Annotated in this window: 10 protein-coding genes; 7 read left to right on the top strand and 3 right to left on the bottom strand. The window is 50.2% G+C overall.

Annotated elements, in window-relative coordinates; translation table 11 throughout:
• Positions 1–26: 26 nt before the first annotated feature.
• The 7 genes from AAHB90_RS04160 (at position 27) to AAHB90_RS04130 (ending at position 13408) form a co-directional block, all read left to right on the top strand.
• Positions 27–1160 (top strand): FecR family protein, encoded by a 1134-nt coding sequence (locus AAHB90_RS04160; protein ID WP_342083646.1) that lies wholly within the window; start codon positions 27–29, stop codon positions 1158–1160.
• A 229-nt stretch (positions 1161–1389) separates the two neighbouring features.
• Positions 1390–4764, top strand: coding sequence for a TonB-dependent receptor (locus AAHB90_RS04155; RefSeq protein WP_342083645.1), 3375 nt, complete (start codon positions 1390–1392; stop codon positions 4762–4764).
• A gap of 20 nt (positions 4765–4784) precedes the next feature.
• Positions 4785–6575, top strand: a complete 1791-nt coding sequence (locus AAHB90_RS04150; protein WP_342083644.1) for a RagB/SusD family nutrient uptake outer membrane protein — start codon at positions 4785–4787, stop codon at positions 6573–6575.
• A 77-nt stretch (positions 6576–6652) separates the two neighbouring features.
• Positions 6653–7552: a metallophosphoesterase family protein gene (locus AAHB90_RS04145; protein WP_342083643.1), complete on the top strand. Its 900-nt coding sequence runs from the start codon at positions 6653–6655 to the stop codon at positions 7550–7552.
• A 191-nt stretch (positions 7553–7743) separates the two neighbouring features.
• A complete protein-coding gene (locus AAHB90_RS04140) occupies positions 7744–11826 on the top strand; it encodes an FG-GAP-like repeat-containing protein (RefSeq protein WP_342083642.1) in 4083 nt (1360 codons plus the stop codon).
• Positions 11827–12079: 253 nt separating this feature from the next.
• Entirely contained in the window at positions 12080–12772 is a 693-nt protein-coding gene (locus tag AAHB90_RS04135; protein ID WP_342083641.1) for a hypothetical protein, read from the top strand.
• 45 nt (positions 12773–12817) lie between these two features.
• Positions 12818–13408, top strand: coding sequence for a DUF4136 domain-containing protein (locus AAHB90_RS04130; RefSeq protein WP_342083640.1), 591 nt, complete (start codon positions 12818–12820; stop codon positions 13406–13408).
• Positions 13409–13529: 121 nt separating this feature from the next.
• Here the strand turns inward: AAHB90_RS04130 and AAHB90_RS04125 are convergent, their stop codons facing one another.
• The 3 genes from AAHB90_RS04125 to AAHB90_RS04115 form a co-directional block, all read right to left on the bottom strand.
• On the bottom strand, positions 13530–14522 hold the full coding sequence (locus AAHB90_RS04125; RefSeq protein ID WP_342083639.1) for a S41 family peptidase: 993 nt from the start codon (positions 14520–14522) through the stop codon (positions 13530–13532).
• A 72-nt stretch (positions 14523–14594) separates the two neighbouring features.
• Positions 14595–15389, bottom strand: coding sequence for a helix-turn-helix domain-containing protein (locus AAHB90_RS04120; RefSeq protein WP_342083638.1), 795 nt, complete (start codon positions 15387–15389; stop codon positions 14595–14597).
• A 246-nt stretch (positions 15390–15635) separates the two neighbouring features.
• Positions 15636–16235: a DsbA family oxidoreductase gene (locus AAHB90_RS04115; RefSeq protein WP_342083637.1), complete on the bottom strand. Its 600-nt coding sequence runs from the start codon at positions 16233–16235 to the stop codon at positions 15636–15638.
• Positions 16236–16384: the final 149 nt, after the last annotated feature.

Genomic DNA, 16384 nt, shown 5'->3' with positions numbered 1-16384 from the left:
CAGAAGTCCTATCTGAACTGACACTAATGACAAACGATCAAGTCTGGAAACTGATTGCGCGAAAGCTCGCCGGAGAAGCCACCCAAGATGAATTAACGGCATTGGACGGTCACCTTAAAAATGACCCCGAACTTGCCGCTAAGGTCGAATTATACAGCTTTTATTTTCAGCAGCCCCAGGCACTCAGAAAAAACAATGACGGAAAACACCGGGCCTGGGAAAATCTGCGGCAAAAGCTGGAAGAGCAGTTCCCGGAAAGAAACTGGGACAATTCGGCCGCGCCCCGCACCCGCAAGCCGTTCGTTTTCACATATGCACAACATGGGCGATGGCTATCCATCGCAGCCAGCATCCTGCTCGTAGCCGTATCCGCAATTTATTATACCGGATGGAGCAGAAAAGATGATCTGGCGGGAGTTCCCTCAGAAAGAAAGCGGGAAAATATTGTCGTGCAAACCGAACGGGGAAAGCGACTGAAAAAAGTGCTGCCGGATGGCACCTCCGTGTGGCTCAACGGGGAAAGTCGTTTGACATATAACAGCGATTTCGGAAAACAAAAAAGAGAAATCGTGCTCACCGGAGAAGCTTTCTTTGATGTGGCACACAATGCCAGCGTACCGCTTACCGTGCATGCCAAAGGCGTAAACATCCTCGTCAAGGGTACGGCGTTTAACGTAAAGAGTTACCCTCAAAGCGATAAGGTCGAGACTTCCCTGATCCACGGATCGGTGGAACTTACCGACCTCTCCCGCCCCAACCACAAAATACAGTTGAAACCGAACGAAAAGATAACGATCGCAGTCGACGGCCCTGAAACTGCCTTGAACAGCGTTGCGTCAGAAAATGTAAAAGGGCGTACTCCAAAGGTCACACCACACTACCGGATCGAAGCGCTAAAAGAGAGTTCGCTGGCAAAGGTGATACCGGAAGTATCGTGGGTTAACAATGTTCTCGTATTTGACAACGAGCCTTTCGAAAAGGTGATCGACAAAATGGAAAAGTGGTATAATGTTGATATTCAGATCAGTGAGCCCGGCCTAAGGCAAAGAAAATTTTCCGGGGTTTTTAATAATGAAGGTGTAGTGGAAGCCCTTCAGGCATTGCAGATCATCATTCCCTTCCATTTTGAACAGAACGGAAGGACCATAATCATTAAATAACCTAAACCCTACCCTATGGCTTAACCCTGACCCGACCCTTTTGCATAAAAAAAGAGATGCGCTAACATCTCTTTCTATGCTTATTCATTTCAAAAACGATACAATACTTCTTTGAGCGGACGTCTGTATCATTTCTTAAAACTTTAAGTACTGTAAAATTATGAAAAAAATGATTGTGCCCCAATCGTTGTGGGATAACCATGCCAAATTTCGCAAACTGCTCATTGTCATGAAATTAACTACAATACTGTCGATTGTAGTGTGTTTGCAAGTCTCTGCAATAGGCTACGGACAGAACAAGGTCAGCATTAAGGCTAAAAATATAGATCTGAAGCAGCTGTTTTCCATGCTTCAGAGGCAGACCGACTATCGCTTTTTATACGAGGACACCAGGTTGCCGAAAAATGCCAGGGTAGATGTGGAAGTTGAAAACCAGTCTGTTCAGCAAGTGCTGGATAACGCTCTGAAAAACAGCTCGCTTTATTATAAAGTTCTCAACAATAACCTGGTAGTGATCAGCTCTCATAGCCAGGCAGCCTTACCCGATTTATTGAAAGGGGAAGTGAGGAACGAAACCGGAGGGCCGCTGCCAGGGGCTAATATTCGTATCAAAGGCAGCAACTCCGGAACAACTACCGACGAGGATGGGAGGTTTTCCATTGAAGTAACCGAGCATTCGGTACTCGTGATCTCTTTCATCGGCTATATCACCCAGGAAGTGAAGGCGCCCGGTTCGGGCCAGCTCCGGATCAGCCTGGTACCCGGGGATAAAAACCTGAATGAGGTCGTCGTTGTTGGATTTGGCGTTCAAAAGAAAGCAAACCTTACCGGTGCTGTTGACGCAGTCACCGCTCAGCAGCTGGAAAGCCGGCCGCTTAACAGTCTCGGGGCTGGATTACAGGGACTTATTCCAAACCTGAACATCGCATTAAGCAATGGCAGGGCTACCACGGCGGCTAATTTCAACATCCGCGGTTTCACGAGTATCAATGGTGGCGAACCGTTGATACTGGTTGATAATGTGCCCTTCACCATGAGCGAAATTGCGTTATTCAACCCCAACGACATTGAGACGGTGTCGGTTTTGAAGGATGCCGCCGCAGCGGCCATTTATGGGGCCCGTGCTGCATTCGGAGTGGTACTGATTACGACCAAAACGGCCAAAGGCAATAAAATGAACGTCAGCCTTAATGCCAACATGGCCTTCAGAACGGTGGGTAAGTTACCTGACCTGGTGACCGATCCATACCTTGTGATGCAATACAAACACGACGCTGCGGTGCCTCTTTACAACTTGTATCCGGATGCAGTACGTGCGTATGCGAAAGAGCGATCGGCCGATCCTTCCCTGCCTGCCGTCATCCCCGACCCTACCAATCCGGCCAACTGGGCCTATTATGGCGCCACCAACTGGATGAAAGAGGCGTACATGAGCAGCGCGCCTACGTATAACACCAATTTAAGCCTGTCAAAAAAATCAGATAAGGTAAGCTACTATTTTTCGGGCGACTATTACCGGCAGGATGGCATGCTGCGCTACGGAAACGACATATACAACCGCTACAACGCACGGGGGAAAGTCGATTTGAATGCAACCAAATGGCTTACTTTTTCCAATAACACCCTGCTGACAGGAAGCAAATATGATACGCCGGTATTCATAAACGGCGACTTTTTCTGGAATGTAAACAGAACCAGTTCGTTGGACGTCCCGAAAAACCCCGACGGAAGCTGGACCTCCGCAGGCGCCGGTTTATTGGGCCGACTGTCGGAAGGCGGAAGGGCCGATACTAAAACCAACGATTTTCAAACCACCTTTTCCTTTCATGCTGCGTTGATCAAAGATGTGTGGGATGTGAAGGGCGAAGCGACATTCCGCCGCGGAGCATCCTTTACAAACTCATTTGATATTCCGATAGGCTACAAAACAGGCCCCAACAATCCGGTGGCGTTTACCGGCAGCACCACTACCTGGGCACAGAACAGCAGTACCAACACCAACTATACGGTTTATAACCTTTATACGGATTTCCATAAAAATATTGGCAGCCATTTCATTCAGGGGCTTGTCGGTTACAACCAGGAATACAGGATTGCAAAAACTTATACTGCACGACGCAACAATCTAATAGCCAATGCTCTTCCGTCGATAGGACTGAGCACCGGCACCATGCAGGTATCGGAGAACATCGGTGATTATGCCCTCCGTGGTCTGTTTTACAGGTTAGCCTATAATTTTAAAAACCGCTACCTCCTCGAATTGAACGGAAGATACGATGGTACGTCCAGGTTCCCTGAAAACAAAAGATGGGGTTTCTTTCCATCCGCTTCTGCAGGGTGGCTGGTATCGGAGGAACGTTTCTTCAACCCGATCAGGAATAGCCTGAAACTGGATCTGTTTAAAGTAAGAGGGTCGTTTGGATCTCTGGGCAACCAGAGCGCGGTGGGAAATTACGACTATATCCCTACCATGAGCAGTGCCCAGGTGGGTCAGATACTGGGCACCGGACGCCCTGTGACCGTCAACGCGCCCGGTGCTGTTTCCGATAATTTCAGCTGGGAAACAATATCAACCCTTAATATGGGCGTAGATCTTGCCTTTTTCAGCAACAGGCTCGAACTTAATTTCGATAAATACACCCGCTATACTCGGGATATGCTGATCGCCGGCAAGACACTTCCGGCCGTTTTCGGGACCGGAGTGCCACGCGTCAATGCCGGTGACCTTAAAACCGACGGATGGGAGCTTCGGTTAAGCTGGCGGGACAAGGGAGAGCTCGCGGGTTCCCCGTTTTTTTACAATGTCAACTTTTCGCTTGCCGACAACAAGACCAAAATTACCCGGTTCGACAACCCCACCAGACTTCTCAGCAACTATTATGTCGGACAGGAAATCGGCGAAATCTGGGGAGCTGAAATCGAAGGTTTTTTTCAGAATCAGGAGGAGTTAAAAAACCATCCCGACCAACGGGCAATGGGTACCGACGATCAGTCTTATCAGTTTTTTGTCGGGGATCCTAAATTCAAAGACCGCAACAACGACGGCGTTGTCGACAAGGGGAACAGTACGGTCGACAACCCCGGTGACTTGTACAAAATTGGTAACAGCAGCCCTCGCCTGTCTTACGGAATTGATCTGTCGGGAGGCTGGAAAGGATTTGACATCAGGGCATTTCTGCAGGGAATCGGAAAGCGGGAGTGGTATCCGGGCGGCTCTAACATTTACTTCTGGGGGGTATACTCCCAGCCGTGGACGAATGTGACGGTACAGAATATGGATCACTGGACACCCGAAAACCCCAATGCCTATTTCCCTGCCCTTCGTGCGTATGCTGCCGAGGATAATATGGAACAGCTGGGAATACCCAACAAGCGATACATGCAAAATGCCGCCTATGCCCGCTTGAAAAATCTCACGCTTGGATACAGTCTGCCACAAACCCTCCTCAGGAAGGCCCGATTGGACAAGGTCCGTTTTTACATCAGCGTAGAAAACCTTTTTGAGATTTCCCACCTCAAAGTGAGCCTGGATCCCGAATCATTTGGAAATGCGGCCTATCCGTTCCAACGCACTTACTCCTGCGGGTTGAATTTTAATTTCTAACACTGAAATTCCTTACTGAAATGAAAGTAATTCCATATCTGACAATCCTGGCGGGCTTTTTTCTGCTGTCGTCCTGCGAAGATGATTTCCTTCAGCGAAACCCGCAAACGGCTATCACGAAAGAAGAGTTTTTCAATACGCCAGCCGACCTCGAAACTTACACCAACGGCCTTTATGGAAGCCTGGGGGCCAGCTGGGAAGACTTGTATTCCGACAATATCTCCATTAATACCGGAGGCAACGAGACGGATAACCTTATACGCGGCGGCATAACACCCGGCAACGTAGGAGGCTGGAACACATGGGGCGAGCTTCGCCGGATTAATTACATGCTCGACAATACGTCGAAGACCACCGGAGACGCGGCTGTGATTAACCATTACATCGGGGTTGCCCGCTTTTTCCGGGCCCTATTCTACTACCGGATGGTTAAACGGTACGGCGATGTGCCCTGGTACTCTCACGTAATGGGCACCGAAGACGAGGAAATGCTCTACAAGGCAAGAGACCCGAGAGTACTCGTTGTCGACTCGGTGATGAACGACCTGGAATTTGCCGCCGCCCATGTTTTGCCGGCACGTACCAACAAGACGATGATTACCCGGTGGGCAGCGCTAGCCCTTCTGTCAAAAGTGGCCCTGCACGAAGGCACTTACAGAACTTATCACGACGAGCTGGGTTTAAAAGGGACAGCATCCCGTTTTCTGGAACGGGCCGTAAGTGCTTCCCAAAAAATCATAGAAGAAGGTGGTTTTGAGATCCATAACACGGGAAACGGCGCTGTTGACTTCCGTACGCTGTTTTCAAGCAACAATCTATCCGCAAATAAAGAGGTAATATTTCTTCAAAAAAACAGCAAGGAAGACGGAGTGGCCAACAACACCCACGTGGTACTGGATTGGCAATGGGCATTAAGCGGAAGCCTGGCCAACGAATTTCTGATGAAGGACGGTACGGCATTTACTTCACAGGCAGGATATGACAAAAAAACATTTACCGAAGTGTTCCGCAATCGCGACCCGCGGATGGCTGAAACGATAATGCCCCCGGGATTCTCTAATGTACCGGCTACCAACGCCCCTTACGTGATCAAGCCGAGTTTCGGAGGTTATCTTCAACTAAAATTCTACCCGCGTGACCCGGCGCTGAGAGGAGGCTGGGCCCTGAACTATACCGACCTGCCCATTTTCCGCTATGCTGAAATACTATTGATTCACGCAGAGGCAAAGGCTGAGCTGGGCACGATTACACAAGGCGACCTGGATAAGACGATCAACCTGCTGCGACGTCGTGTCGGAATGCCCGACCTAAACCTGGCGGCCGCAAATGCATTGCCTGATCCTTATCTGGCTGGCCGGTACCCTGCCGTGGCAGGAGCCGGGAAGGGCTTGATCCTCGAAATACGTCGCGAACGGCGAACCGAAATGGCCTGCGAGGGCCTGCGTTTCGACGATCTCTATCGCTGGAAAAGCGGCGCGCTGCTGGGCCAGGACACCAGGGGGATTTATGTACCAGCGCTCGGAGGTATAGACGTCACCGGCGACGGGGTCGAAGATATTGCCATACTTAAAGCCGCAGGAGATGAGGCTCCATTGGCAGGACTACCCGCCGATGTGAAAGCTAAAATTGTGAAATATTACCTTACCGACGGCAGTTTTTACCTTTCGCAGGGCACCTCCGGCCACATTATGTTTGGTCGCGACAAGCAACAACCGCGCAACTTCAATGAATCCAAATACTATTACTTCCCGGTCCCCCTGGAACAAACAATTCTTAATAAAAACTTGAAACAATCCCCGGGATGGGAATGACGACGAGGGAATGAGATCCGGGCTGTCGAACCGAAAAAGACGGCTGAAAAGATGGCTGGTTATCCTAAATATTAATTATGAAACGAAGAGAACTTTTAAAAGATATTGCTTTAACGGCGGGCACTTTTTCACTAGGCGGCAGCGGTGCCTTTGCAAGCGGGCAAAGCGCAAAAAAGAAAAGAGTGTTGCGTGTTGCCCATATTACCGACATACATATTCGGCCGGAGCACCATGCGCCCAATCGTTTTCTCCAATGCATCGAAGAAATTAAAAAACACAAGATCGATTTTTTCCTCAATGGAGGCGATACCATTTACGCAGCCGATTACAGCCATATTACCCGCGAAAGAGTAAACGAGCAGTGGGACATTTGGAAAACATTGCGGAGTGAACTCAAGGAATATGAAATGCACAGCTGTCTTGGCAACCATGACATGTGGTGGGCCGCGCCCGACAAGCAGGATGCGATGTACGGAAAGGAACATGTGGTAAAACAACTGGGCATCCCAGGCCGCTATTATAGCTTCGATAAAAAAGGATGGCATTTTGTTATACTCGATAGTAACAACAACTCCGGTTCGCTGGATACCGAACAGCGTAAATGGCTTGAAAACGACCTTGCCCTATTACCTGCCGGAACCCCCGTAATGTGTTTGAGCCATTATCCCATACTTGGCGTGTGCACCATTATCGACGGGGGTAACCACACCGACGCGAAGTACATCAGCGGGTTGTTTGATAAGCACAAGGATAAAAAGATTACTTGTCTGAGCGGGCACATCCATTTGCAGGACAGTGCCGTTTACAATAATGTCGAATACTACTGCAATGGCGCACTCAGCGGATATTGGTGGGAAGACGGAGATAAGGAATCTGCCGGCAAATGTTACTACAAACAGACGCCTCCCGGTTACGCCATCGTGGATTTAATGGAGGACGGTACGGTTGTCAACCATTATTACCCGCACAGCTTTTAGCCGGTTGGTTTTAAACGCCTTCGCCCGGCAAGGGCGATAGCAGGATTCTGAACAAAAACAAAACGCCCGCAAATCATCGATCTGCGGGCGTTTTATTAACTATTAATTAGTAACTCTAGTTATATTCGTCGTGCCAATTGCTTATTACTCTCTGATAATTACCCATTCTTTATTGTTCATTAAAATTGCCAATGAAAAAAATTTACAAGTACCTCTTTCTTCCTCTATTTGCATTTTGCATTTGGATCCTTCAAAAGGATGACAAAACTTTTTCTTCCGGAAAAACACCAAACAAACCTTCCCAAACAGCGACTGCAAACGATAAAGCCCTTCTTCCCGACAGCGCGGCTATTCGTAACATCAGGAACGTAATTGCAAGCCGGGAATATCACATCACTTACGACCATCAGACGCGCAGTTTCCAAAGTCCTAACCGCAAACAAAACCTGCGCGCAACCTACGAGCCCGGCGCCCTGACGATCCGGAAACGCGTCGATTCGACCCATTCGGGATTTACGGTAAAACTTTTGAATCAAGGGATATTCGCTGACAATAAACTGCTCTATGCCGCAGCGCCGGAAAGCGCCGTTACGCATTCTGAAAATAAGGCAGTGATTGACCACGGTCATTTTTCAGAAGAATTTATTAATAGCGAAGAAGGTATCCGTCAGAATTTCATTATTGAGCAGGCTCCCGAAGGTGTGAAGTCGCTCGAAGTAAAACTGGCTGTTTCAGGCGCGACAGTACGTGATGTGGGCCAAAATGAACTCCATTTTGTAACGGGAGCCACTGAGGATGGCCAGCCGAATAAGCTTGTTTACAATGGATTAAAATGCTGGGATGCCGACGGCAAAATCCTCGACGCCACACTCGCCTACGCCAACAACCGGATTGCAATTAAAGTGGCGGTAGAAAACGCAAGCTTCCCCGTAACGATCGACCCGCTGACAAATAGTGGTGCTGTTTATGCGAATAAGGTCCTTGAAATACATCAGAGCTATGCCTGGATGGGTTATTCCGTTTCCACTGCCGGCGATGTGAACGGAGACGGATACAGCGATGTCATCGTGGGGGCGCCGAAATATGACAACGGGCAAGCCGACGAGGGCGCTGCGTTCGTGTTTCCGGGAACAGCGGCAGGCATCAGCCTGGCGGCGAAGGTCCTGCAAAGCAACCAGGTGAATGCGCAATCGGGCACCTCGGTGTCTACGGCAGGAGATGTAAATGGGGATGGTTACAGTGATATCCTGGTAGGAGCGCCTTATTATGATGGCGGTCAGACAGACGAGGGTACAGTGTTCGTGTACCTGGGCAGTGCGACAGGCATCGGCACAACACCAGCTAAAAGCCTGGAAATCAATCAAACTGGTGCAAACTTCGGTATCTCCGTGGCCATGGCCGGGGATGTTAACGGCGACGGGCGTAGCGATATCCTGGTCGGGGCGCATCAGTACGACAATGGCCAGCTCAACGAAGGGGCGGCATTCCTTTTTTATGGTAATACTGCAAGCGTCAGTTTAGCTGCGGTGACACTGGAAGCTAATCAGGCCGGTGCCATGATGGGCTATTCGGTAGCCTCCGCCGGCGATCTAACCGGGGATGGTTATACGGACGTAATGGTCGGCGCACGGTTGTATTCGAACGGACAGGCTTACGAAGGTGCCGTTTTTATTTATAGAGGAAGTGCTGCCGGTCTGGTCACAACTAATCCTTACCGACTCGAATCCGACCAGGTCGATGCACGGTTCGGCCACTCCATTGCTCCGGCAGGGGATGTAAATGGCGATCATTATGCCGATATCATTATAGGTGCATACTTGTATGATGCCTCACAAGTGAACCAGGGCGCAGCATTCCTGTATTTCGGAAGAACCGATCCGTCAGAGCCGGTATATGGCAAGACGATGATCACGCTAAATCAGCGGGAAGCACAATTTGGATGGGCAGTTGCCGGAGCGGGCGACGCGAACGGCGATGGATTCTCCGATTTTATGGTTGGGGCGCGGTATTACGACAGTGAGAAACTTAACGAAGGCGGCGCATTCGTCTATTATGGTGGTTTTTCCAAGCAGTATAATTGGTCCGATGTAACGATCACCAGTCAGCAACAGGACGCCTGGCTGGGCTCGGCACTGGCACCTGCCGGTGATGTAAACGGAGATGGTTATAGCGACCTGATCATCGGTGCATATCCTTATGACAATGGACAGACCGACGAAGGTACCGCACTGATTTACCACGGAGGTGGCATACCCGGCAATGAATCTTCTGGAACCTGGCTGACCGATTCGGTGGCTTCAAGGCGGTTCGGGTCGGTGGTGGCCGACGCCGGTGATATTGATGGCGACGGGTTCGATGACGTACTGATCAGCGCACCGGGGACCGACCCCGCTGCTTCGGGCAGGACCTTAATCGCTTACGGCTCGGAGTACGGCATTAACGAGGCCTGGTATACAGAAAGAATGACCATCACGTTCGGTCGTACCGTTGCAGGTGCAGGCGATATTAATGGCGACGGCTATGCCGACATAATTATTGGCAACCCTAATTACACCAACTCCGGAAACGGAGGCGAAGCAAGGATTTACTACGGTACGCCGACCGGCCCCGACACCATCAATTACGTTACGCTCACAGAACCATCCAACGGCTCATTATTTGGAGCTGCGGTTTCCAGTGCCACAGATCTGAATGGCGACCATTATGCAGATATCGTGATCGGTGCACCGAAATACAAGGTAAACAATGAAGTACGAGGGGCGGCATTCGTGTATTACGGCGCTGCAACAGGTTTGATCACTACCCCCAAAATCCTCCCGGGCAAAAGCAATAACGCCAGCATGGGCGCCGCGGTAGCCGGCCTGGGCGATAGCAATGGCGATGGGTTCGACGACCTGATCGTGGGAGCGCCGACAACGAATACGGCTGCGGTAGAAGGTGGCGTTGCGTGGATCTACTACGGTTCTGCCAATGGCGTCGACAATTCCACTACCTACTTCAAGAATGATAATGCTTATGCGCATTTCGGGGCTTCGGTGGCGGCTGCCGGCGATGTGAACGGAGATGCTTTGTTGGATGCCGTCATAGGTATTCCTGGTCATGGTCTTTCGAAAGCAGGTGCCGTTGCAGTGTACCACGGCCAACCGGGCGGGTTTCAGGAGACATTAAAAAGTTTCTATTACGGCTCAGGGACCAATGCTGCTTTTGGGACCTCCGTTTCCGGCGCAGGTGATCTCAACGGTGATGGTTACAGCGACGTGGTCGTAGGTTCGCCCGGATACTATTCACCGGCAACCCAGTTCGGCGGCTTTGATGTTCTCCCGGGCAACTACTGGGGCGCCAGCGGGACCGGGACCGTTACCAGCTGGTATGCAAGAGGCGCGGCTGTAATGGATCAAATGGGCACTTCAGTGTCGGGCGCCGGTGATGTCAACGGCGACGGGTTTTCGGATATTATTGTCGGCATACCTGGATTCGATACACCGACTGCTCAGGATGCCGGAAGGATTCGGACCTTTTTCGGTGGTGGAGAATTTGTCTCGTCGAACGAACAATCTTATCCGCCAGCAAGGATGGGCAACCTCACCGTTCACAATGCCGGCACGCTCACACCCTATGCGCCAGGTCTTCCCGGGCAGGATGCAAATCCAACGTTCGATATCAATCTCGTGATCAAGTCCTTCCTGGGAAGAACCAAGGCCAAGGTAGTTTGGGAAACAAAAATTCCTTCGCAGCCTTTTTCACGCTCTCCCAACACATCTATTGCCAGCAGCGTACAGTTTACAGGATCGACACCGGCCTATGTCGATCTGGGAACTTCTTTTGGAAATAGAAACATCGTCGCGACTGTAACAAAACTTTCGCCGGGCACGAAAGTAAGGGCAAGGGTGAAATTCGACCCGGTACTTGCTATAACCGGCCAGATGTACGGCCCGTGGCGCTACCCTTCCACATTGGTATCAGGAAAAAGCGTCTCTCCGCCACCGCAGGAAATGGTACCCAGCTTGCGCATGGCTGCCGAAATGGCAGAAAATGCCGAAGAAAGTGTTTCTATTTACCCGAACCCCGCGAGCGAGCGGCTCTTCATCCGTTCCAATTCGCAAAACGCGATCACCGGTATCCAACTAATAACGGCCAGCGGGACGGCGATTTACAGCGCAGGTAAAGCGCAGACAGAAATCGATCTGAAAGGCATTGCTCCGGGCATGTACGTCCTCGTGACAAAGCACGCCGACGGTTCAGAATTGTCACATAAAGTAGCGGTCAGGAAGTAAAAAGCCACGATTCCCTATCGAGTAATACAAAAGCGCCGGGCCAAACCCGGCGTTTTTGCATTTGACCATTCCAGCCGGATCGATCGCATACCGTGCCTGCCCGGGGGTTCAACGATCCATCCGTAGCGTTCAACGACACTTTCCCGCTTTTCAACGATCATGCATTGCCAGCTGCGGCGACAGCCTCTACTTTCGTTTGACTTTGGCGGCAGCCAAATTGACAACAGACCTGTCTAACCAAAAACTTGAAATCATGAAAACAAGGACCATTTTCTCGACGACAATAGCGGCCCTGAGCATTGGCATCCTGCAAACAGGGTGTGAAAGCAAGAAAAAAGCCGAAGTACAATACCAGGCCGATTCACTCAAAGACGACAAAGTCGCCTATGATACCACTTACAAAACCGAGGAGATCCCGGAACCGGTTTTGGCCCCATCGGAAAGACATTTCGATACGGCAGTGAAATACCTGGACGGTAAAGACTATAAAAAAGCAACCCGGGAAATCGGTGAAGGAATTTCGGCCATTCAAAAGGAAGGAGTGCAGGACAAGGGCGAGCTCAGAGTCGAATTCGCAAAATCCGTCGGCCATTTGAAGCTATTGCAAAAACTTGCCGGCGAAGGTAAGCTTACGTCGGCGGAACTTAAAAAGGGCTTCTGGCCAGCTGAATTGATGGTTACGCATTATACTATCGAAAAATGGGAAAACCTTCCCGAGTTTGATGTCAAATCCAACGATCATCTCAGGACGGCTTTGGACGGACTGGAAAGAAAAACTGCCGACACTGAGGCATCTGTCAAACAGGAAGGCAAGCAGCTGATCGCCGAAACACGCGCTCTCCTTAAAACCGCAGAACATGGCGCCGACGCGGATGCCCAAAAAGCCAGGGCAGATTTGAAGCAACAAACCGCGAAGCTGAAAGCCTACATCAAAAAGAATATCTAGCCACTTCCAAAATTTTCGCATCACGCTTATAAAACCTGCCCACTCATGAAAACGAGCATCAATGCCATCGTGGCTGCCATGTTATTTGCACTGGCCGGCTGCGCCTCAGTTAAGGTTGATCAGGTAGATTCCGCTCACCTGGCCAGCTATAAAAAATACACATGGGTAAAACCCGAAGAAAAAACTTCGCAGCTTCCCGAGCTATCCAATTCCATCACGGAGGAAAACATCCGTTCAGCCGTCAAAACCGAATTTGCCAAAAAAGGTATCGTCGAGGACGACCAAAACCCCGACCTGCTTTTGATGTACCATATTTTTACGGCGCAGAAGACCGAGAATGTACCCAATGCACCGGCTTACCCCTATTATGGATATGGTTTCGGGCCCAGGGCCTACTACTTCCACGGCCAGTTGATCCCGATAGCATACGCGGGATACTATAATCCCTGGAACGTGGGTTATCATCAGGAGCACTATACCGATGGCACCCTGATCATCGATGTGATCGACGCAAAAAATAATGAACTGCTCTGGCGCGGGTCCATGGAGAACCCTGTGAACGACGCAGGTAGCCTTAGCAAACAGTTCGCAAAAGAGGCCATGCAGATCCTCGGAAAATACCCCGACGTCAAATAGCCTGATCAACAACAGCGCATGCCGCATACCAGCCCTCGCATCACGGGAGCTGGTGTGTGGCATCGCATTAGTCAAGAATGAATACTTTTCCCGGCATTGGATCGGCGGTCCGCGTGGTGTTTTATTTCAGCAACCCGGCGACCGTGGTCAGCTCTGCTCCCTCAGCGACCGGATAGTCAGGCTGGATGCCATCCCCTTCCCAGCTTTGATTAGTACCGGGCAAAGTCGGTGCACCTGTGGAAACGGAGATAAAGAGGTGTTCATTGACCGGATACCATGAGTTCATGAACGCGCCGCCGGCCGATCTCCGCCCCACCACCTTGGCACGTCGGTGCTTTTGCAGGGCAAAGGCAAATGCTTCGGCGGCAGACGCCGTACCCTGGTTAACCAAAATGAACAAGGGCTTTTCATACCGGGGTTCAAGTAGCCAGTCAACTGTTTTTTCCATATGACTGCTTCCGTTTCTGGTCTTGAAATCGAGCAAAGGCGTCTGCGCCGGAAGAAAAAAGCTTTCCAGCACGCTACCCACATTGCTGCCCCCTCCCCCATTGTTTCGCAGATCAATGATCAACGCTTTGCTATTTGCCACAAGGCGCATGGCGGCAAATAGTATGGGCAGACTTTTAACCGAGATATTGATTTCCGAGATTTTAATATAACCCATGTTGCCTTCCAGCACTTTTACCTCGCGAAAACCAAAATTCCGTTCGACAACGTCCTTCCCATCGAAAAAGGGATTAAAGGCAACTTTTTGCGGGGTACTGTCTGGCTGATCCTGCGGCGGACTTTGCAGCTCTTTGACGGTTTGGGGATCATTTCTGACATATAAATGCCCGTCCTGACTGAACTGCTGTAAACTTTTGGAAATCGCCGCGGCCAGGTCTTTCCAGTTTTTAGCATTACTAAAACTACCCCGCTTGTGCTCTGATCGAAGATACGCTGCTATTTTTTGTCCTTTTTCAGGAAAAACGTAGGCGGTGTCAATACTTTGGGCCATACTGGCAATGGCTGCATCGATTTCCCCGGGTGGAAGCCCTTGGGAGAAAACACTTTGAAAACTAATAATGGAGAAGATTGTACTTAAATAAAAGCACGCGCGGCTAATGGACAACATAGGTTTGGTTGATTGGGTTTTCAGACAAAGTTGCTGCACCTCAATCACAAAAAATTGTATCAGCTTAGCGCGTCATATGGCCCGGTATTCTTTGGGTAAAAATCCTGTTACCTCCCTGAAAGCCTTTGTGAAATGCGACTGGTCTGCAAATCCGGCCTCGTACGCGATATGCGTCAGCTTGTGGGGCGTATTTTTAATCATTGCAAGGGTATTTCTGACCCTCAGCTTTCGCATGTAGTCGCTCAAAGTGCCGCCGAAATACCTCGGAAAATATTTCGAAATAGTCACGGGATGAACGCCCGTTTCCAGGGAAAGCTCTTGCAAACTCACATGCTCGTTCCAGCGGTCTGCCAGCAATTCCGAAATTTGCCGTACCCACCTGGGGGGCTGGTTATAAATCTTAATCCGGGTACCCAGCAAGCTGAAAACCGCCATTGCGATCGAATCGCCTGCCCAAAGATCGTGATGCAAAAAATGGCGGTATGCCCTCAGGAACACAAGTGCAGCAAATGGATCATTGTGGATAGCCTCACTGATATGCTCTTCTCCGACACCGTAAGTTTCAAAAAAATCAGGGGCAAATTCGATATTAAAATTGCGTGAGCCCGGAATGGTCTGAGTGTTTTGGTGTGGTTCACCGGCATGGAAGAAAACCACTTCGCCTGCCCGGCGATAACACTCGTTTCGTTGCCGTTTTTCCAGGGTTGCCCCTGCCAAAAGCATTGTTACATGCGGGTTCGCATGGGCGTGCAGGGACACATTAGGAAGATTTTCCGGCGTATAGCAGGTTACACTTGTCCAAATACCATTTGTCAGGCAGGTTGCCGAGGTATTTCCCAGGTAGGTTGCTGTTGGTAGTATCTCCATGAGCCGATTTGACAGACGTTTAACCGGGTTCCAAGGTAGCAAAAATTAACCAACGGAAACCTTTTTCAGCTATTCCTAGCCCCATAACGGCCGCCAAGCACACAAGTACCATGCTAGTATGGCACGTCGGTGACGAACTAGTGCCATTATCCTGTAAAAAAATCCTCGCTCGCGAACTTCTATAAGGAGCGGTGACGGTGGCGCCCCGGCACGCCGGGCCTTTACTTTCGTTCTCAGGATGCTTTTTCACCGATTAATCGACTCTCCGGGAGACCGGTTCGCGGATACTTGCATCGTGATTCTTCCGAGCATACGCTTTAACTCCTCGGTGGTAACCAACCCCGTTGCTTTGATGCCCTTACCGTCTACCGTGAATGTGATGGTGGGAATGTGTTCGACTTTGTTGACGCGGATTTTCAGCTCGTCATCATGTAATGCGCGACGCGTAGCGGGACTATTAAAATCTTCTCCGAAACGTTGTAAATCAAACACGTTCCGGTGTGTCCGACTGACTTCCCTGGCGATGTCGACTAAAACGTTCACCTGGGAAATATCCCGCTGCTCGGCCATGGCTGCATTTCGAAGCGCGTCAAGGTAAAAATGGGCCGCCCATTGCGACTGCAGCGAAGCAGCCTTCACAGCCTGACATGCCTTCACGTAAGCGGTTTTACAGCCGGCACCGGGGTTTTCATCTTCGGCTTTCCATGTCGCCATACAAAATTTGAAACTCAGGAGGCGGCCGAATGTTGATATGAATTCCTGCCAGTTTTCCTGCATACGCCAACTGACCGGGCACAATGGATGGGTATAGTAAACAATTCTGGCGTTCGAATGCGCTGGTTTCATTGCTCCAAATCTCTTAATGACAAATAACGTTGGCCGCCCATTTGTTTCCGGGTTTCCGGCCGCATTCACGATGAACGGCTATTGATGTCAAAAAAGATGTGCCAGTTTTCAGCGGTTTACTGGTCCGTCATATTTTGTAACCGTCGAGG

This window comes from Dyadobacter sp. OTU695, assembly GCF_038440355.1.
In the GTDB taxonomy this organism is placed as follows: Bacteria; Bacteroidota; Bacteroidia; order Cytophagales; family Spirosomataceae; genus Dyadobacter.
The sequence above is the reverse complement of the archived record's forward strand: the minus strand, read 5'-3'. Positions and strand labels throughout refer to the sequence as shown.

Coding starts and splice junctions, on each gene's coding strand:
- AAHB90_RS04160 (WP_342083646.1), top strand. CDS start 27: ATGACAAACGATCAAGTCTGGAAACTGATTGCGCGAAAGCTCGCCGGA.
- AAHB90_RS04120 (WP_342083638.1), bottom strand. CDS start 15,389: ATGGAGATACTACCAACAGCAACCTACCTGGGAAATACCTCGGCAACC.
- AAHB90_RS04140 (WP_342083642.1), top strand. CDS start 7,744: ATGAAAAAAATTTACAAGTACCTCTTTCTTCCTCTATTTGCATTTTGC.
- AAHB90_RS04130 (WP_342083640.1), top strand. CDS start 12,818: ATGAAAACGAGCATCAATGCCATCGTGGCTGCCATGTTATTTGCACTG.
- AAHB90_RS04125 (WP_342083639.1), bottom strand. CDS start 14,522: ATGTTGTCCATTAGCCGCGCGTGCTTTTATTTAAGTACAATCTTCTCC.
- AAHB90_RS04135 (WP_342083641.1), top strand. CDS start 12,080: ATGAAAACAAGGACCATTTTCTCGACGACAATAGCGGCCCTGAGCATT.
- AAHB90_RS04150 (WP_342083644.1), top strand. CDS start 4,785: ATGAAAGTAATTCCATATCTGACAATCCTGGCGGGCTTTTTTCTGCTG.
- AAHB90_RS04145 (WP_342083643.1), top strand. CDS start 6,653: ATGAAACGAAGAGAACTTTTAAAAGATATTGCTTTAACGGCGGGCACT.
- AAHB90_RS04155 (WP_342083645.1), top strand. CDS start 1,390: ATGAAATTAACTACAATACTGTCGATTGTAGTGTGTTTGCAAGTCTCT.
- AAHB90_RS04115 (WP_342083637.1), bottom strand. CDS start 16,235: ATGAAACCAGCGCATTCGAACGCCAGAATTGTTTACTATACCCATCCA.